Annotated in this window: 17 protein-coding genes and 1 pseudogene; 10 read left to right on the forward strand and 8 right to left on the reverse strand. The window is 63.9% G+C overall.

Annotated features, from left to right (window positions below; all coding sequences use genetic code 11):
• Positions 1–24: 24 nt before the first annotated feature.
• The 7 genes and pseudogenes from GGC65_RS03330 to GGC65_RS03360 all read left to right on the forward strand — a co-directional run bounded on the left by GGC65_RS03330 (position 25) and on the right by GGC65_RS03360 (position 6,238).
• Positions 25–1,623 (forward strand): carboxyl transferase domain-containing protein, encoded by a 1,599-nt coding sequence (locus tag GGC65_RS03330; protein WP_192645864.1) that lies wholly within the window; start codon positions 25–27, stop codon positions 1,621–1,623.
• 2 nt (positions 1,624–1,625) lie between these two features.
• Positions 1,626–2,348, forward strand: a complete 723-nt coding sequence (locus GGC65_RS03335; protein ID WP_192645865.1) for a CPBP family intramembrane glutamic endopeptidase, BDIM_20840 family — start codon at positions 1,626–1,628, stop codon at positions 2,346–2,348.
• Between the two features lie 2 nt (positions 2,349–2,350).
• A complete protein-coding gene (locus tag GGC65_RS03340) occupies positions 2,351–2,695 on the forward strand; it encodes a DUF3088 domain-containing protein (protein WP_192645866.1) in 345 nt (114 codons plus the stop codon).
• Positions 2,692–2,997 (forward strand): antibiotic biosynthesis monooxygenase, encoded by a 306-nt coding sequence (locus GGC65_RS03345; protein ID WP_192645867.1) that lies wholly within the window; start codon positions 2,692–2,694, stop codon positions 2,995–2,997. The genes GGC65_RS03340 and GGC65_RS03345 overlap by 4 nt, the downstream gene beginning before the upstream one ends.
• Positions 2,994–4,832: an acetyl/propionyl/methylcrotonyl-CoA carboxylase subunit alpha gene (locus tag GGC65_RS03350; RefSeq protein WP_192645868.1), complete on the forward strand. Its 1,839-nt coding sequence runs from the start codon at positions 2,994–2,996 to the stop codon at positions 4,830–4,832. Before GGC65_RS03345 ends, GGC65_RS03350 begins: the two co-directional genes overlap by 4 nt.
• 96 nt (positions 4,833–4,928) lie before the next feature.
• A pseudogene (locus GGC65_RS03355) lies at positions 4,929–5,387 on the forward strand (MaoC family dehydratase); the annotation flags it as partial.
• Entirely contained in the window at positions 5,387–6,238 is an 852-nt protein-coding gene (locus tag GGC65_RS03360) for an HpcH/HpaI aldolase/citrate lyase family protein (protein WP_192645869.1), read from the forward strand. The pseudogene GGC65_RS03355 and the gene GGC65_RS03360, both read left to right, overlap by 1 nt.
• 2 nt (positions 6,239–6,240) lie before the next feature.
• Here the strand turns inward: GGC65_RS03360 and GGC65_RS03365 are convergent, their stop codons facing one another.
• The 5 genes from GGC65_RS03365 to hisI form a co-directional block, all read right to left on the reverse strand.
• Entirely contained in the window at positions 6,241–7,737 is a 1,497-nt protein-coding gene (locus GGC65_RS03365) for a phospholipase D-like domain-containing protein (protein ID WP_192645870.1), read from the reverse strand.
• A gap of 46 nt (positions 7,738–7,783) precedes the next feature.
• Positions 7,784–9,586: an acyl-CoA dehydrogenase C-terminal domain-containing protein gene (locus GGC65_RS03370; RefSeq protein ID WP_192645871.1), complete on the reverse strand. Its 1,803-nt coding sequence runs from the start codon at positions 9,584–9,586 to the stop codon at positions 7,784–7,786.
• A gap of 53 nt (positions 9,587–9,639) precedes the next feature.
• Positions 9,640–10,071 carry a MerR family transcriptional regulator gene (locus tag GGC65_RS03375; protein ID WP_192645872.1) on the reverse strand — a complete coding sequence of 144 codons (432 nt, stop codon included), beginning with the start codon at positions 10,069–10,071 and terminating at the stop codon, positions 9,640–9,642.
• A gap of 66 nt (positions 10,072–10,137) precedes the next feature.
• The gene (locus tag GGC65_RS03380) at positions 10,138–10,656 is read right to left on the reverse strand and encodes a hypothetical protein (protein ID WP_225940653.1); all 519 of its coding nucleotides are present in this window, start codon (positions 10,654–10,656) and stop codon (positions 10,138–10,140) included.
• A 7-nt stretch (positions 10,657–10,663) separates the two neighbouring features.
• Complete coding sequence (gene hisI, locus GGC65_RS03385) at positions 10,664–11,044, reverse strand: phosphoribosyl-AMP cyclohydrolase (protein ID WP_192645874.1); 381 nt, start codon at positions 11,042–11,044, stop codon at positions 10,664–10,666.
• Between the two features lie 141 nt (positions 11,045–11,185).
• On the opposite strand from hisI, the gene purF reads away from it, so the two are divergent.
• From purF to GGC65_RS03400, 3 genes are read left to right on the forward strand one after another with little or no spacing between them, the layout of a single operon-like run.
• Positions 11,186–12,643: an amidophosphoribosyltransferase gene (gene purF / locus GGC65_RS03390; protein WP_192645875.1), complete on the forward strand. Its 1,458-nt coding sequence runs from the start codon at positions 11,186–11,188 to the stop codon at positions 12,641–12,643.
• 4 nt (positions 12,644–12,647) lie between these two features.
• Positions 12,648–13,382 carry an SDR family NAD(P)-dependent oxidoreductase gene (locus GGC65_RS03395; protein WP_192645876.1) on the forward strand — a complete coding sequence of 245 codons (735 nt, stop codon included), beginning with the start codon at positions 12,648–12,650 and terminating at the stop codon, positions 13,380–13,382.
• 60 nt (positions 13,383–13,442) lie between these two features.
• Positions 13,443–13,829, forward strand: a complete 387-nt coding sequence (locus GGC65_RS03400) for a hypothetical protein (RefSeq protein ID WP_192645877.1) — start codon at positions 13,443–13,445, stop codon at positions 13,827–13,829.
• A gap of 13 nt (positions 13,830–13,842) precedes the next feature.
• Here GGC65_RS03400 and GGC65_RS03405 read toward each other — a convergent pair whose 3' ends face one another.
• The 3 genes from GGC65_RS03405 to GGC65_RS03415 form a co-directional block, all read right to left on the reverse strand.
• Positions 13,843–15,018 carry a serine hydrolase domain-containing protein gene (locus GGC65_RS03405; protein WP_192645878.1) on the reverse strand — a complete coding sequence of 392 codons (1,176 nt, stop codon included), beginning with the start codon at positions 15,016–15,018 and terminating at the stop codon, positions 13,843–13,845.
• Positions 15,019–15,037: 19 nt separating this feature from the next.
• A complete protein-coding gene (locus GGC65_RS03410) occupies positions 15,038–16,318 on the reverse strand; it encodes an SAM-dependent methyltransferase (RefSeq protein WP_192645879.1) in 1,281 nt (426 codons plus the stop codon).
• Between the two features lie 75 nt (positions 16,319–16,393).
• Positions 16,394–17,347, reverse strand: coding sequence for a metal-dependent hydrolase (locus tag GGC65_RS03415; protein WP_192645880.1), 954 nt, complete (start codon positions 17,345–17,347; stop codon positions 16,394–16,396).
• Positions 17,348–17,349: the final 2 nt, after the last annotated feature.

Genomic DNA, 17,349 nt, shown 5'->3' on the forward strand with positions numbered 1-17,349 from the left:
CCGACTTCAGGGAGAGACTGTACAGTGAGCGCACCGGTTCTTGGCACGAGCATCAACGCGGACAGCGACGAATATCGCACCCGCAGCGCGCATAACCGCGCGCTGACCGACGCCCTGCGGACGGCGGTCGCCGAAGCCGCGCTTGGAGGCAACGAAAAGTCGCGCGAACGGCACACGAGCCGCGGCAAATTGCTGCCGCGCGAGCGCGTCGAGCGGTTGCTTGATCCGGGCGCGCCCTTTCTCGAAATCGGCCAGCTCGCCGCGAACGATCTCTACGACGGCGAAGTACCGGGCGCGGGGCTTATCTGCGGCATCGGACAGGTGTCGGGACGCCAGTGCATGATCGTTTGCAACGACGCGACGGTGAAGGGCGGCACCTATTATCCGATGACGGTGAAGAAGCATCTTCGTGCGCAGGAAATTGCCGAGGCGAACCGCCTGCCCTGCATCTATCTCGTCGACAGCGGCGGCGCGAACCTTCCGCATCAGGATCAGGTCTTCCCCGACCGCGACCATTTCGGCCGCATCTTCTTCAATCAGGCGAACATGTCGGCGAAGCGCATCCCGCAGATCGCGTGCGTAATGGGAAGCTGCACCGCCGGCGGTGCCTATGTCCCCGCGATGTCCGACGAGACGGTGATCGTGCGCAATCAGGGCACGATCTTCCTCGCCGGCCCGCCGCTGGTGAAGGCCGCGACGGGCGAGGAAATCAGCGCCGAGGATCTTGGCGGCGGCGATCTGCATGCCAAGAAATCGGGCGTCGTCGACCATCTCGCCGAAAATGACGAGCATGCGCTGACGATCGTCCGTGACATCGTCAGTCACCTCGGCGAGGACAAGGGTTTCGAGGTGCCGATGAAGGCCCCGCGCCCGCCCAAATATGCCGCCGAGGAAATCTATGGCGTCGTCCCCGACGACGTCCGCGCGCCTTACGACGTGCACGAGGTCATCGCGCGCATCGTCGACGGCAGCGAGTTTCACGAGTTCAAAGCGAACTACGGCGCGACGCTTGTCTGCGGCTTCGCGCATATCTGGGGCATCCCCGTCGCGATCCTCGCGAACAACGGCGTGCTGTTCAGCGAGAGCGCGGTCAAGGGCGCGCATTTCATCGAACTGGCGCAGCAACGCCGCATCCCCCTCCTCTTCCTCCAGAACATTTCGGGCTTCATGGTCGGCGGCAAATATGAGGCCGAGGGGATCGCCAAGCATGGTGCGAAGCTGGTCACGGCGGTTGCCACGGCGACGGTGCCCAAGATCACCGTGTTGATCGGCGGCAGCTTCGGCGCGGGCAATTACGGCATGTGCGGCCGCGCATACTCACCGCGCTTCCTGTTCAGCTGGCCCAACAGCCGGATCAGCGTGATGGGCGGTGAACAGGCGGCGAGCGTGCTCGCGACAGTCCACCGCGACGCCGACAAATGGACTCCGGAAGAAGCCGAAGCTTTCAAGGCGCCGATCCGCCAGAAATATGAGGACGAGGGCAATCCCTATCACGCCACCGCGCGCCTCTGGGACGACGGCATCATCGACCCCGCGCAGACGCGCGACGTACTCGGCATCGCCTTCGCGGCCACGCTGAATGCGCCAGTCGAGGACCGCGGCTTCGGCGTGTTCCGGATGTGACGATGCCCGATCCGGTCCTTTTCATACTCGCCGTCGTGACGATGCTGATGATCGCGGGCTTCGTGCTGGGCCTGACCGATCGCGGCGGATTTTCGCCACGGTGGCTGTTTGTCGCGGCGGGACTCGTCGTGGTCAACGACGCGCTGCTGACCAATTTCTATGGCGCGCTGCCCGACATGGTCGGTGCGAGCGACTGGAATTGGCAGGGCAAACTGCTCGCGCTGGCCGCGACGCTGGCGATCGCATCGCATCCGGCATTCGGCTGGCAGCGTTCGGGACTGACGCTCAAGCAGAACGCCGGTTCGCTACGTGCGGCGGTGCCGGTCGCCCTCCTCTATTGCCTCTTCTTCCTGGCGCTCGCCTTTTCTTTTCCGAACGAGCCCGCGTCGGGCGAAACCCTCGCCTACCAACTTACGATGCCGGGGTTCGAGGAAGAGCCCTTCTATCGCGGCATCCTGCTCTTGGCGCTCAACGAGGCATTCCGCGGCCGGATTCGGCTGCTCGGTGTCGACTGGGGCTGGGGTGCGGTGCTGTCATGCGCCTTGTTCGGCCTCGCGCATGCGTTGAGCTATTCCGCTGGCGATGGATTCCAGTTCGACGTCATCACGATGGCCCTCACCGCCATCCCATCCTTTCTCGCAGTTTGGCTCCGCGAACGCACGGGCAGCCTGCTTCTTCCTGTTGCGGTGCATAATTTCGGCAACGCGATCATGCTGGTGGTGTGACCATGAACGACCGTCTTTATCTTCTCGATCCGCTGTTCGAAGACCCCGCGCTGCCCGGACGCAATTTCTATTGCCGCGACTGCATTACCGTCGACGGGTTGCTGGCGAACTTTCCCGAACAGGCCGCGTCGCTCGAGGTCATCCGCATCGCCTATCCACGTCCGCGCAATGCCGTGATCGCAGCGATCGGGGCGGCGAACCAGAATCTGCCGGTGCTGGTGCTGGCCGGCGACGCCCCAGCTGAGCTTGCCGATGGTGAGCACCAGGGCACGCGCTTTGTCGGCGATTTGAAGCGGCTGCTCCACGCGCTGCACATCCGGCACGGCTTTCCGGAGGCGCATCCATGATCGCGCGGCGCTGGCACGGGATCGTCCCCAAGGACAAGGCCGAAGCCTATTTCCGGCTGATGCTCGACGTCGCCATTCCCGATTACCGGTCGGTCGCGGGAAATCGCGGCGCATGGTGCCTGCAGCGCGCCGACGGCGATATCGTCCATTTTGAGATGCTGACCTTCTGGGACAATCTCGACGTGATCGAGGGTTTCGCCGGCACGCCGGTCGACGCCGCCAAATATTATGATTTCGACGATGACTTCCTGATCGAAAAGGAAGCGCATGTTCTGCATTTCAAAGTGAACGGAACCCTATGATCCAGTCCCTGCTTATCGCCAATCGCGGCGAAATCGCCTGCCGCATCATCCGCACCGCGCGCGAGATGGGTATCCGCACCGTCGCCGTTTATTCGGACGCCGATGCCAAAGCGCTGCATGTGCGCGAGGCCGACGAAGCCGTGCATATCGGCCCGTCGCCGGCACGCGAGAGCTATCTCATTGGCGAGAAAATCATCGCCGCCGCAAAGGCGACTGGCGCGGAGGCGATCCATCCGGGCTACGGCTTTCTGTCCGAGAATGCCGAGTTCGCGCAGGCCGTCGCCGATGCCGGGCTGGTGTGGGTCGGGCCGAAACCCTCATCGATCACCGCGATGGGCCTCAAAGACGCCGCAAAGAAGCTGATGGCCGACGCCGGGGTGCCGGTGACGCCGGGTTATATGGGCGAGAACCAGGACCCCGCCTATCTCGCCGAACAGGCCGGGCAAATCGGCTTTCCCGTGCTCATCAAGGCGGTCGCCGGCGGCGGCGGCAAGGGGATGCGCAAGGTCGACGCCGCGGCAGACTTTGCCGACGCGCTCGCCTCATGCCAGCGCGAGGCCGCCGCGTCGTTCGGCAACGATCACGTGCTGATCGAGAAATATATCCTCACCCCGCGCCATATCGAGGTGCAGGTGTTTGGCGACACGCACGGCAATGTCGTCCACCTGTTCGAGCGCGACTGCTCGCTCCAGCGCCGCCACCAGAAGGTGATCGAGGAAGCCCCCGCCCCCGGCATGGACGAAGCGACGCGCGCCGAGCTGTGCGCCGCCGCCGTCCGCGCCGCAAAGGCGGTCGATTATGTGGGCGCGGGGACGATCGAGTTCATCGCCGACGCCAGCGAGGGCCTGCGCGCCGACCGCATCTGGTTCATGGAAATGAACACGCGGCTGCAGGTCGAGCATCCAGTGACCGAGGAGATCACCGGTGTCGACCTCGTCGAATGGCAGCTCCGCGTCGCGTCGGGCGAGCCTATCCCGCTGAAGCAGGACGAACTCGCGATCAACGGCTGGGCGATGGAAGCGCGGCTTTATGCCGAAGACCCGGCCAAGGGCTTCCTGCCCTCGATCGGCACGCTCGAACTGTTCCAGCTTCCCGAACATATGGGCCGCGTCGACACCGGCGTATACGAAGGCGCCGAGGTCTCGCCCTTCTACGACCCGATGATCGCCAAGGTCATCGCATGGGGCGAGGACCGCGAGGAAGCGCGCGAGCTTTTGTCCGAGATGCTCGAAGACAGCGCGATCTGGCCGGTGAAGACCAACTCGGCCTTCCTGATCAATGCACTCGACCATCCCGATTTCGTTGCGGGCACCGTCGACACCGGCCTGATCGGCCGCGACGGCGACGCGATGACCGAGGAGCCCGTCCCGACCGCACAGGCGCTGACCAACGCCGCCATGGCGATGGTGCCACGCTCGCTGCAATCGGGCTTCCGCCTCAACGCGCCCGACGTGCGCAGCGCGCCCTTCCTGCTCGACGGCAAGCGCGTCGAGGTCGAACTGCACGGCCCCGGCGCCGAAGAACCTGCTCCCGCGATGCTCGTCGCCGAAGCCGGATCGGTGTGGCAGCTCACCCCTTGGCGCGCCGAAGGCAGTGCCGTCGGCGCGGCGGGCGACGGCGCGATCCTGTCGCCGATGCCGGGCAAGGTCATCGCGGTCGATGTCGCCGCGGGCGACAAGGTGACCAAGGGGCAGAAATTGCTCACGCTCGAAGCGATGAAGATGGAGCACAGTCTGACCGCGCCATTCGACGGCGTCGTCGCCGAACTCAACGCGGCCGCGGGGGCGCAGGTGCAGGTCGAGGCCCTGCTGGTGAAGATCGAGAAGGAAGAATGATCCCCCCCGTTTGTGCTGAGCTTGTCGAAGCACCGTACTTCCCTTTAGCCTCGCAAAAAAGAACAGCCCTTCGACAAGCTCAGGGCGAACGGAGTTGAGAAAATGGCCGGCAAATATTTCGACGAATGGGCGATCGGCGACACGCTGACGCACGACATCCGCCGCACGGTGACCGAGACCGACAATCTCCTCTTCACCACGATGACGCACAATCCGCAGCCGCTTCATCTCGATATCGAGGCGGCGAAGGCGTCCGAATTCGGCCAGATCCTCGTCAACGGCACCTTCACCTTCAGCCTGATGGTCGGGCTGTCGGTCGGCGACACGACGCTCGGCACGCTCGTCGCGAACCTCGGCTACGACAAGCTCGTCATGCCGAAGCCGGTGTTCATCGGCGACACGCTTCGGGCCGAATCCGAGGTGGTTGGTCTCAAGGAGTCCAAATCACGGCCGAATGCGGGTATCGTGACCTTCCTCCACCGCGCGATCAACCAGCGCGATGAAATCGTCTGCCAGTGCGAACGCTCCGCGCTGCTCAAAAAGAAAGCCGCCTGATGCGCCTGCGCTCGCTCCTCTTCGTTCCCGGCGACCGGCCAGAACGCTTCGCCAAGGCGGCAGCGTCGGGCGCCGACGCGATCATCCTCGACCTTGAGGATTCGGTATCGCCCGCGAACAAGGAGGCGGCGCGCGCCGCGATTGCCGACTATCTGGCGGGAACACGCGAAGTCGTGACGCTGGTGCGCGTCAATCCGCTCGACGGCCATATGACCGCCGCCGACGTCGCCGCGATCGCCGCCGCGCGTCCCGATGCGATCATGCTGCCCAAGGCCGAGGGCGCGCCCAGCATCGCACAGCTCGATACGATCCTGCGCAGCGAGTCCGCGCGCGATGCCTCGCTGCCGCCGATCCTGCCGATCGCGACCGAAACGCCGGCGGCAATCTTCACGCTCGGCAGCTATCGCGAGGCGAAGGATCGCCTGCTCGGCCTGACCTGGGGCGCCGAAGACCTGCCCGCCGCGATCGGCGCGACGACGAGCCGCGAAGCCGACGGCAGCTATACCGCGCCCTATGAGGTCGCGCGCGCGATGACCCTGTTCGCCGCGCACGCCGCGGGCGCCGCGGCCATCGACACCGTCTTCCCTGCGATCAAGGACGAAACCGGCCTTGCCGCCTATGCCGCCCGCGCACGCCGCGACGGTTTCACCGGCATGATGGCGATCCACCCGTCGCAGGTCGAGCCGATCAACGCCGCCTTCACGCCGTCGGCCGACGAAGCCGCGCGCGCGCAGGCGATTGTCGATGCCTTCGCCGCCAATCCAGGCGCGGGCGTGCTGCAGGTCGACGGCAAGATGGTCGACGCCCCGCATCTCAAGCAGGCGAAGCACATCCTGTCGCTGGCGGACTGATCCTAGCGCTTCACGTGCCCGAAAGGCCTGTGGCGTTTCATCCAGTTGCGGCCGCGATGCCAGCTTTTCCTTAAGCCGCGCTCGGTCAGGCTTTCGAACATTTCATCGGGGCTGGTCGGGTCCAGCACCTCATTCTCCGCGATGAATTCGTCCATCGGCCCCGGCGGCACGAGGTCGAGCAGTTCGAGCGAGCGCCCCTTGCCGCGCAGCGCCTCGATCGTGTCGATCAGCGATCCGGTGCGTTCGAAGCTTGCCGCAACCTCCTCCTCCGACACGTCGAGATGTTCGGCGATGAGCGACGTGCGCAGGCGCGCGATGGTCGGTTCCACACCCTTGTTCGCAGGAAGCGCCGTGTCGATGGTGACATCGCATTCGCTGTCGAGACCCATCGACCGATTGTTCATATTGGCCGATCCGACGCGGATCATCCGGTCGTCGACGATTGCGGTCTTCGCGTGGACATATATCGCCTCGCCGCCTTTTGTGCGCGGATAATAGACCTTCAGCCGGTCGCCATGCTTGGCCTTGGCGATTTCGCGCACCAGCTTCACGCGCGCCGCGTCCATCGCCATCTGTTCGAGCCAGCCGTCGGCAGTTTGAGGCATCACCATCACGAACTCGGGCGGATCGTCCTCGTTCAGCCGCTCTGCGATCGCGGCGGCGATCTTGCCGCAGGTGAAATATTGATTCTCGAAATAGATGAAGCGTTTCGCCGCGGCGATCATGTCGAGATAGAGCTGCTCGATCTCGCGGATTTCCTCATGGCCGTCATATTCGGCGCGGGTGCGCGAGATGGCGACATCGACGCCCTCGAAATCGGGTTCGAGATCATCGGGCCAATTTTCGCCCTCGCCTTTCAGGTCGCGCAGCGGCTTTTTGGTCGCGCGCTGCCAGCGCTCGTTGCCGAGGTCGGCGAGCGCGTTGCCGACGGGGCCGGCAAGGATCATCGTGCTGTCGTGCCACGGCATATAGGCCTTGCCGTCGGGTGCGGTGCGGTGCGGGTCGCCGTCCTTGTGATCGCGCGTATCCCAGCGGCGCGCGCCGACGTCGATTCCCCCGCAGACCGCGAGATGGTCGTCGAACACCGCGACCTTCTGATGATGGCTGCATCCGACCGGATGCGCGCTGTCGAGGCGGAAGCTGATCGAGCGCGTCAGTTTCCAACGCGCGACCATCGACAGGATGCGCGGCATCGCAAATTGTTTCAGCCCGCCGAAATTCCAGCGCAAGATATCGATGTCACGATCGGGCTTTTCATGCGCGAGACGCAGCAGATAGTCGCCGAGCGGTTCGCCCTTGCCGTCCTTGTCAGGCTTCAATGCGATGCGCGGATCGAAGTCCCAGCCGATGAGCAGGATGCGCTGTTTCGCGTCGGCCATCAGCCGTTCGAGCAGCGCAAAATAATCGGCCGCATCGACGATCATGCGCGCCTTGTCGGCGCGTTCGATCCGCCAGCAATTGCGGCCCTCGACGACTATAGGTTTCAGTTCGGTCCCCATCGCCGCCACCACGCATGATGGCGGCGATAGTTGCAAGCGCTATCGATCAGGCTGCGACGAACTGCTCGGGCGTGAGCGCCATCATTGCCTCGCTGCCCGCTTCGATCTTGCGGCGGAGCGAGCCTGCGTCGGGCAGGAAGCGTTCGCCGAAATAGCGCGCGGTGACAAGCTTGGCTTCGAGGAAAGCCTTGTTTCCGCGACCTTCGGCAAGCGCCTTCTGCGCCGCCTCGGCCATCATCAGCCACATCGAACCCAATGCGACGATGCCCATGATGTGCATATAATGATGCGCGCCGGCGCCGACATTGTTCGGGTTCGCCATGCCATTCTGCATGAACCACATCGTCGCGGCCTTGAGCTCGCCATTCGCCTTTTCGAGCCGCGTCGCGAAATCGGCGAGCGCTTCGTTGCTCTTGGCGCGCGCGCATTCCTCGTCGACGACGGCAAAGAAGGCCTGGATCGCGCGACCGCCATTCTGCGCGAGCTTACGGCCGACAAGGTCCATCGCCTGCACGCCGTTCGCGCCTTCGTAGATCATCGTGATGCGGGCATCGCGGACATATTGCGACATGCCCTGCTCTTCGATGTAGCCGTGGCCGCCGAACACCTGCTGCGCGTTGGTCGCGACCTCATAGCCCTTGTCGGTGCCGAAGCCCTTGATGACGGGCGTGAGCAGGCTGACGAGGTCGTCGGCGCGCTGGCGTTCTTCCTCGGTCTCGGCGACATGCGCGAGATCGACCTGCAGCGCACCCCAGGTGCAGAGCGCGCGGAGCCCCTCGACCGTCGCCTTGCCGTCCATCAGCATGCGGCGCACGTCGGGGTGAACGAACAGCGGATCGGCCTTTTCCTGCGGGTCCTGCGGCCCGGTGAGCGCGCGGCCCTGACGACGGTCATGCGCATATTGAACCGCGTTCTGATAGGCGACGTCGGCCTGGCCGAGCCCCTGGATACCGACGCCGAGGCGCGCGGCGTTCATCATCACGAACATCGCGGCAAGGCCCTTATTCTCCTCGCCGACCATCCAGCCCTTTGCGCCGTCATAGTTCATGACGCAGGTCGAGTTTGCGTGGATGCCCATCTTGTGCTCGATCGACCCGCACGACAGCGTGTTGCGATCGCCGAGCGAACCGTCTTCATTGACGATGAACTTGGGCACGATGAACAGCGAGATGCCCTTGACGCTGTCGGGCGCATCGGGGGTTTTCGCGAGGACAAGGTGGATGATGTTGTCGGTGAGGTCATGCTCGCCCGACGAGATGAAGATCTTGGTCCCGGTGATGGCATGGCTGCCATCGCCGTTCGGCACGGCGCGGGTGCGGATCATGCCGAGGTCGGTGCCGGCGTGCGGCTCGGTCAGGTTCATCGTGCCGCCCCATTCGCCCGAAATCATGCGGGGAACATAGGTTGCCTTCTGCTCTTCCGATCCCTTGACGAGGATCGCGGCGGTCGCGCCCTGCGTGAGCCCGGGATACATGGCGAACGCCTGGTTGGCGGCGTTGCGATATTCCTCGACCGGGAAGCCGAGGACGTGCGGCAAGCCTTGCCCGCCGAATTCTTCCGGCGCGGTCAGCAGGCCCCAGCCCGCTTCCGAATAGGCCTTATACGCCTCCTTGAACCCCTTCGGCGTCGTCACCGATCCGTCGTCATGGCGCGTACAACCTTCGAGGTCGCCCGACTGGTTGATCGGGAACAGCACTTCCTCGCAGAATTTGCCCGCTTCGGTCAGCACCGCCTCGATCATGTCGGGGGTTGCATTCGCAAAACCGGGCAGGTTCGAATAACGCTCGATCCCGAGCACATCGTTGAGGAGGAAGAGCGTGTCCTGCACGGGGGCGCGATAGACGGGCATGGGGTATCCTTCTGAAAAGCAGTAGCGATGTCAAACTTGCCTGGGGAGAGGCTTCAGTCGACCTTTTGGCCGGCGTCGACTTTCTTCACCATATCGATGAAGCGCGACAATTCCTCGACAGCGCTGTCGATATCGTCGCGCTGACGCTGCAACAGACCGATGCGTTGTTCGCATTTCTCGATCGTCACCTGACGCTGCGTCTTGCGGCCATCGCCGACGTCGTAAAGGTCGATCATCTCGCGAATGTCGGCGAGGCTGAACCCCGTGCGCTTGGCGCGCAATATCCAGGCGAGCCGCGCGCGGTCGCGTTTCGAATAGATGCGCGACAATCCCTTGCGCGACGGACTGATCAGCCCTTCATCCTCATAGAAACGCAGCGCACGGGCGGTGACCCCGAACTCGGTCGACAAGTCGGTGATGCTGAATTGTTCGCGCCCCAGATGATCGGGCGTATCGATATGGGCGTGGCCATATGGTTCGGTCATGCCGATGAAACTAGTTTCCGTTGACGTGAACGTCAAGACCGGCAGAGCGGGTCATTTCGGGGCAGCTCAGCCCCCGCAAGGACGCTGTATATTGCCGTGCCGATCGGTGATCCGCAAGTCCCCTGCGTCGTCGGCCGACCAGCTTGCGCGCGGCAGGCGCAAACCCAAGAGCGAGGCGTGATTGGGGCAAAGGCGCGCGCATTGCGGTGGCAGACTTCCAGGCAGTCTCAGTTCGTCCTCTTCCTCATGGACGAGCGCCTCACAGCCGTCGACACCGGCAAAGCGCATCCGCCAGCCGTCGCCTTCGCGAACCATCGTTCCGGAGGCGGTGCAAGATACGGTCGCGCCGAAAGCCGCCGTGACGGCAAAGCGCCATTTCCCGGCCCCATCGGAAACGACGCACATCGCGTCGCGGCCCAGATCATGCTTGCGCTCGAATACGCCGACCGGGCTTTCCGCCTCGGGACGAACGACACCGCGCTGGCGGGCGGCGACCTCAAGCGGATTATTGGCGTCGATGCCTTCCCCGTTTTTTGCCGGCGCAGGCCGGTCGCACGCCGCGAGGAGCAGCGATGCGAACGCCAAAAGGACGCTAGCCCTGCGCATCGTCCGCCAAGAATGTCAGGCTGCCGTCGGCTTCGACGCGGCGATAGAAGCAAGAACGCCGCCCCGTGTGGCAGGCCGGGCCCGCGGGCCGGACACGAAGCAACAGCGCGTCCTGATCGCAATCGACGCGCATCTCGACAAGCGTCAGCCCGTTGCCCGACGTCTCGCCCTTCCGCCACAAGGCCTGCCGCGACCGCGACCAGAAATGCGCCTGCCCCGTCGCGCGAGTCTGCTCGATCGCCTCTTCGTTCATGTGCGCGACCATCAGCAGGATATGCGTGTCGGCATCGATGACTATAGCCGTCACCAGTCCGGCTGCGTCGAAACGCGGGAAAAATCGGTCGGTCGTGTCGCGCTGGTCATCCATAAACCGGGCTTTAGAGCAGGATATGAGCCGCTGTCACCCTGTCCGTCGCGACGCATATGACAAATGCGTGATTAGGGGGGCGACATTTGCGATTGCCGTCCCTATATGCGCCGCAGTCACTGCCCCTGCCCCTGGAATGACATGCTGACGACCCATCCTTTCGACGACGACAAGCTCCGCGAGGAGTGCGGCGTATTTGGTATTCATGGCGCCGATAGCGCCGCCGCGGTTGTCGCGCTGGGGCTTCACGCCCTGCAGCACCGTGGACAGGAAGCCGCAGGCATCACTGCCTTCGACGGCAAGGAGTTCCACACCCACCGCGCGATGGGCCATGTCGCGGGCAATTTCGACCGCGACGACATCATGCGCCAGCTCCAAGGCGGATCGTCGGTCGGCCATGTCCGTTATTCGACGACGGGCGAAACCGCGCTACGCAATGTCCAGCCCCTGTTCGCGGATCTTGCCACGGGCGGATTTGCCGTGGCTCACAATGGCAACATTTCTAACGCCGCCGCACTTCGCAAGGTGCTCGTCCGCCGCGGTTCGATCTTCCAGTCGACCAGCGATACCGAGGTGATCATCCACCTCGTCGCGACGTCGAATTATCGCTCGCTGCTCGACCGGTTCATCGACGCGCTGAAACAGGTCGAGGGCGCCTATTCGCTGATCTGCCTGACCGCCGAGGGCATGATCGGTTGCCGCGACCCGCTCGGCATCCGCCCGCTCGTGATCGGCAAGCTTGGCGACGCGCATATCCTCGCGTCGGAAACCGTCGCACTCGACGTCGTGGGCGCCGAATTTGTGCGTTCGGTCGAGCCCGGCGAGCTCGTCATCATCCGCGATGGCCAGCTGACCTCGCATCGCCCCTTCGCCGACCATCCGGCGCGGCCGTGCATCTTCGAATATGTCTATTTCTCGCGCCCCGATTCGATCGTCGACGGGACGAGCGTCTATTCGGTGCGCAAGGCGATCGGCGCCGAACTCGCGCGCGAGAACCCGGTAGAAGCCGACCTCGTCATCCCCGTCCCCGATTCGGGTACGCCGGCGGCGATCGGCTATGCGCAGGAATCGGGCATTCCGTTCGAACTCGGCATCATCCGTTCGCACTATGTCGGGCGCACCTTCATCCAGCCGGGCGACAAGGTCCGCCATCTGGGCGTCAAGCTGAAGCATAATGCCAATCGCGCGCTGATCGCCGGCAAGCGCATCGTGCTGATCGACGATTCGATCGTCCGCGGCACGACCAGCCTCAAGATCGTGCAGATGATGCGCGACGCCGGCGCGACCGAGGTGCATATGCGCATCGCGAGCCCGCCGACGCAGCACAGCTGCTTCTATGGTGTCGACACGCCCGAACGCGCCAAATTGCTCGCGGCGCAAATGAGCGTCGGCCAGATGGCGAATTTCATCAACGCAGACAGCCTGTCGTTCATCTCGATCGACGGCCTGTACCGCGCGCTGGGCGAAGCGAAGCGCAGCGACGATGCCCCGAAATATTGCGACGCCTGCTTCACCGGCGACTATCCGACGACGCTCACCGATTTCGACGAGCACGGGCTGGAAGATCAATTTTCGCTGCTTGCCGAACGGGTTGTCTGACACAATGAATACAACGTCTAAGGAATTGACGGGTCAGGTTGCGCTTGTCACCGGGGCAAGCCGCGGTATCGGCGAAGCGATCGCCGAATCGCTCGCCGCACGCGGCGCGCATGTCGTGATCACCGCGCGCACTGCGGGCGGGCTCGAGGAACTCGAAGACCGCATTCACGAAGCGGGGGGCAGCGCGACGATCGCACCGCTCGACCTGACCGACGGCGACAGCATCGCTCGCCTCGCAAGCGCGATCGCCGAACGCTGGCAGCAGCTCGACATGCTCGTGCTCAACGCGGCGATGCTCGGCACACTGACCCCCGTCGCCGCCATCGACGGCAAGGAATTCAACAAGCTGCTGACGCTGAACCTGATCGCACAGCAGGCGCTGATCGCCAATTTCGACCCGCTTCTGCGCCGGGCTGCGAACGGCCGCCTGATCGCGTTGTCGAGCAGCGTCGCACGCGAACCGCGTGCCTATTGGGGCGCCTACGCGGCGTCAAAGTCAGCGTTCGAAACGCTCGTCACCAGCTATGGCGCCGAAATGCGCAATATTTCGACCGTGCGTACCGCGATCCTCGACCCCGGCGGCACGCGGACGCAGATGCGCGCGCGCGCCTATCCCGGCGAGGATCCGCAGAGCATCAAGGATCCCGCAGCGGTCGGCGAATTTGTCGCCAATCTGATGGTCGAGGGCTTCGACAGCACCGCCTTCCATGCGCTGCCGAAGGTCATGGAAAAAGCTTAACGCCATCTTCGTTTTCCTGCGCTAAGAGAACCGCATAAGAGGGTTTGCGAGGGCGCGGGAATGACCAAGGATATTTTGCGGACGGCGATTGCCGCGGTGATCGGCATCGTCGTCGCGTTCGGGCTGATTTGGCTCGCGCAATATGCCGGCAGCGAGATTTCACCCGACGTCTACGACCCGAACAGCGGTGAAGTCCTAATCCCGATCGGATCGACGATCGCGCTGATCGTCGGCTGGTTCATCGGCACCTTTGGCGGCAGCTGGTTCGCGATGCGCATTTCAGCGGGCACCGGCGCGGGCTGGATCGTCGCGGGTGCGGTGATCGGCGCGGCGCTTTACCGCGCCGTCACGCTGGCCGATGCCTGGTGGATCATGGCGCTGGGCGTCGCCGTCCCGCTCGTCGCGGTGTGGCTGGCCCAGCGCGCCACCGCGACCGTCACCGAATGACCGGAAACGGGGCTTAGCGCCCCGCTTCCTTGTCTACTGCGGCCTGCACGCTCTTGTAAAAGGCTTCGCGAGCAGCGCCGACGCCCTCGGGATCGGTTGCCGTCGGCCAGTTGCCGTTCGACGCGATCACCAGCTTGCGCTTGGGATCGATGAAGATGCCTTGTCCGAAGATGCCCTGTGCGGCGAAGCTGCCGTCGTCGTTGGTCCACCATTGATAGCCATAGCCGCGCCCCGGCTGCTCGATGCCAGCCTGCTTGGTGGTCGCGGCGGGCAGCCAGTCGTCGGGCAGCACCTTCTTGCCGCCCGCAACCCCGCCATTCAGGATGAACTGGCCGAAGCGCGCATAATCCTTGAGGCTCGCCGACATGCAGCAGCCGCTGATCTCGTGGCCAGTCGCGCCGAGCATCCACACCGCGTCCTGCTCCATGCCGAAAGGCTTCCAGACCTTCTCCGACAGATAGGCCGACAGCGTCTTGCCCGTCGCGCTCGACACGAGCACGCCGATCAGATTGGTCTCGCCGGTCTTGTATACCCACTTCGACCCTGCGGGCGCTTCGCGCGGCAAGGTCTTCATATAGCTGACCGTTATGTCCTCGCCCGCGACCGGCTTTTGCAGGTTGAACAGCGCAACGTCGGATTTGGGATCGGTATAATCCTCGTTCCATTTGACACCCGACGTCATGGTGAGCAGTTGCTTTACCGAGACATCGTCATAAGCCGAGCCTTTGAGACCCGGGATATAGACGGTGACCTTGTCGTCGAGGCTCTTGATATAGCCGTCCTTCACTGCTGCCCCGACGAGGGTCGAGGTGAAGCTTTTGGCGACCGAGAAACTGGTCCAGCGGCCTGAAGCGCCATAGCCGAGGGCATATTTTTCAAGCCGGACCTTACCATCCTGCACGATAATCAGGCCCGCATTGCGCTGTTTCGCCATATAGGCATCGACATCGGAGCCAAGGTCAATCGGCGCGCCCTGCGGCAACGGATAGACCGGCCCGCCCGCCGCGACTTTGTTGACCACCACCTTGGGAACCGTCTCCATCGTGCGGAAGGCAGCGTCGCGTTGATCCTGGGTCCAGAACAGCACATTCAGATCCTTTGGCAGTTTATCGGTCGTCTCGGTCGGTGCGGGCGCGCTGCACCCCGCCGCCGCGGTGCACAGCAGCACCGCCGCCAAAAATCTTCGCATGCTTCTCTCTCCCCTGTTTTCAGGCTGTCTTTTCGAGCGTGACCTGCGCGACGTCGATACCGCCGCCGCGAAAGCCGCCCTCGCAATATTGCAGATAATAACGCCAAAGCCGTACAAAGCGCGCGTCGAAGCCTGACGGCAGCTGATCGGCTGCGACCGCCTCGTCGAAGCGTTCGCGCCACTGGCGCAGCGTCTCGGCATAATCGCCGCCAAACCGGTGCACATCGCGCCACGCGAGTCCGCGTTCCTCGGCAAGCGCGCGAAAACGGCTTTCCGAGATCAGGCAGCCGCCCGGGAAGATATAGGCCTGGATGAAGTCGCTGCTCGCCGCATAGCGTTCGAACAGCGCATCGTTGATCAGAATATACTGGATCGCCGCCTTGCCGCCGGGGCGAAGCAACCGCGCGATCGCGTCGAGATAGGCGGGCCAATATTCCTGCCCGACCGCTTCGACCATTTCGACGCTCGCGATCGCATCATAGGGGCCCTGCGCGTCGCGATAATCGCAGATTTCGATCCGCGAGCGATCCGACAGATCGACCGCCGCGAGCCGCGCGTCGGCGATTTCTGCCTGCGCTGGCGACAAGGTGATGCCGGTGTAGAGGACATCGTGCCGTTCGACCGCGCGCTCGGCCAGCGCACCCCAGCCGCAGCCAATCTCGAGCAGCCGGCTTCCCGAACGAAGGTCGAGCCGATCAAGGATCGCATCGACCTTTGCCGTCTGCGCCTCTTCGAGCGACTGAGCCGGATCGGTGAACAGCGCGCTCGAATAATTCAGACTAGGGTCGAGCCACAAGCGATAGAAATCATTTCCTAAATCATAGTGGGCGAGAATATTTCGCCGGGCCCCGCGACGATCGTTGCGGTGGAACGCATGGATCAGCTTGTTCAGCCAGCGCGACGGGCCATGCGCGCGGCCGACATTGCCGAGCGCCTCGCCGTTGCGCATGAACAGATCGAACAGCGGCACCGGATCGGGCGACGACCATTCACCGGCTTCCCACGCGCGATACCAACCGACCGAGCCCGACAAAGCCAGTCGCGCCAGCGCCGCCCAGCTGTGGAGTTTGACAACCGCCACCGGCCCCTTGCCACGCCCGCCCAGCAACCGGACGCTGCCATCGGGCAAATGCGCCTCGATCGTGCCCGACATAAGGCCCGCGTCGATCCGGTCGAGCATGCTATGAAATAGGCCAGCTGGCGCTAGCGCGATCAGCCGCGCCAATACGCCGCCGGCGCGATAGGCACGATCGGCGCGAAGCAGTTCCTTACCGCGGCGCGGGCTGACATGCGTGTTCATTAGCCCCTTCCTGCCTCAAACAGGAGCCGCTGACAATCGGTTGAAGCGCGGCGCCATGACGTCACGCGAATACCCTCATTCAGGATGGCTGGCGGTGTCGGGCGCGGTCAGGCGAACCTGGAAACGGTCCTGCGCGAGCGGGTGCATAAAGCGCTGGTCTCGCAGCAAAATGGCATCGCCATCCTTTTGCGCCACAGGCATCCGAGACCAGAAGAGAAAGGCACGCGCCGCAGGATCGGCCTTGGCCCATGTCGCAATCCGCGGATCGTCCATGCCCGTGGGTGCACCGGTCAGATCGACATTCCCGCCGACGCCCGGAACGAAGCTCGCGGTGCCGTAGCGGTCGACCGTCCGCCAGAAGATATCGCGCTTCCAGAAGGCGAGCGGCGGCGGGCTCGCGACAACGAGCGCGTCCTTATGCCCGCTCGCAGCGAGCGCGCTTGAGGCCATGCGCTCGGCTGCGCCGGTGATGAGGCCATTGACGAAAATATAGGCGCACACGGCCGTGAAGCCGATCCATGCCGGGCGCCGCCAGTTCACCGCGCCGCGCCGCTCGCTGCGCAGCGACAGCCACACCGAGACGGCAAGCGCGATCCATATCCACAGGTCGATGATGAAGACGCTGTCGCCATAGAACCAGCGATGACTGAACGGTTCGAGCAGGCGGATGCCGTAATTGTTGAGCCAATCGAGCGCCGGGTGGCTGAAACAGCCGATATAAGCAAGCGCGAGCAGCCAGCCCTTGTGAACCGTCAATCGAGCGGTGGGCCGCGTACCCCGCCCTTGCTGCCAGCGATCGAAAGCCAGCATCAGCGCCCACAGGACAATCGGCAGCACCAACAATGCAATCGGCCCGTGGGTAATTCCTCGCCGCATCGACAGCGATTCGATGCCATAGACTGCGCAAGCGGCATCGATATCGGGCAAGTTCGCCGCGATAATCAGCGTCGGCATCGCAAGCCCGGTCTTTTTCTTGAGCCCGATCTGGCCAAGAACCGCGCCGACAAGGCTGTGCGTCAGATTATCCATGA

The sequence above is a fragment of the Sphingopyxis sp. OAS728 genome (assembly GCF_014873485.1).
In the GTDB taxonomy this organism is placed as follows: Bacteria; Pseudomonadota; Alphaproteobacteria; order Sphingomonadales; family Sphingomonadaceae; genus Sphingopyxis.

Excerpts from the sequence above, each read along its gene's own strand:
- GGC65_RS03335 (WP_192645865.1), top strand. The coding sequence starts at position 1,626 with ATGCCCGATCCGGTCCTTTTCATACTCGCCGTCGTGACGATGCTGATG.
- GGC65_RS03340 (WP_192645866.1), top strand. The coding sequence starts at position 2,351 with ATGAACGACCGTCTTTATCTTCTCGATCCGCTGTTCGAAGACCCCGCG.
- GGC65_RS03345 (WP_192645867.1), top strand. The coding sequence starts at position 2,692 with ATGATCGCGCGGCGCTGGCACGGGATCGTCCCCAAGGACAAGGCCGAA.
- GGC65_RS03350 (WP_192645868.1), top strand. The coding sequence starts at position 2,994 with ATGATCCAGTCCCTGCTTATCGCCAATCGCGGCGAAATCGCCTGCCGC.
- GGC65_RS03360 (WP_192645869.1), top strand. The coding sequence starts at position 5,387 with ATGCGCCTGCGCTCGCTCCTCTTCGTTCCCGGCGACCGGCCAGAACGC.
- GGC65_RS03365 (WP_192645870.1), bottom strand. The coding sequence starts at position 7,737 with ATGGGGACCGAACTGAAACCTATAGTCGTCGAGGGCCGCAATTGCTGG.
- GGC65_RS03370 (WP_192645871.1), bottom strand. The coding sequence starts at position 9,586 with ATGCCCGTCTATCGCGCCCCCGTGCAGGACACGCTCTTCCTCCTCAAC.
- GGC65_RS03375 (WP_192645872.1), bottom strand. The coding sequence starts at position 10,071 with ATGACCGAACCATATGGCCACGCCCATATCGATACGCCCGATCATCTG.
- hisI (WP_192645874.1), bottom strand. The coding sequence starts at position 11,044 with ATGGATGACCAGCGCGACACGACCGACCGATTTTTCCCGCGTTTCGAC.
- purF (WP_192645875.1), top strand. The coding sequence starts at position 11,186 with ATGCTGACGACCCATCCTTTCGACGACGACAAGCTCCGCGAGGAGTGC.
- GGC65_RS03395 (WP_192645876.1), top strand. The coding sequence starts at position 12,648 with ATGAATACAACGTCTAAGGAATTGACGGGTCAGGTTGCGCTTGTCACC.
- GGC65_RS03400 (WP_192645877.1), top strand. The coding sequence starts at position 13,443 with ATGACCAAGGATATTTTGCGGACGGCGATTGCCGCGGTGATCGGCATC.
- GGC65_RS03405 (WP_192645878.1), bottom strand. The coding sequence starts at position 15,018 with ATGCGAAGATTTTTGGCGGCGGTGCTGCTGTGCACCGCGGCGGCGGGG.
- GGC65_RS03410 (WP_192645879.1), bottom strand. The coding sequence starts at position 16,318 with ATGAACACGCATGTCAGCCCGCGCCGCGGTAAGGAACTGCTTCGCGCC.
- GGC65_RS03415 (WP_192645880.1), bottom strand. The coding sequence starts at position 17,347 with ATGGATAATCTGACGCACAGCCTTGTCGGCGCGGTTCTTGGCCAGATC.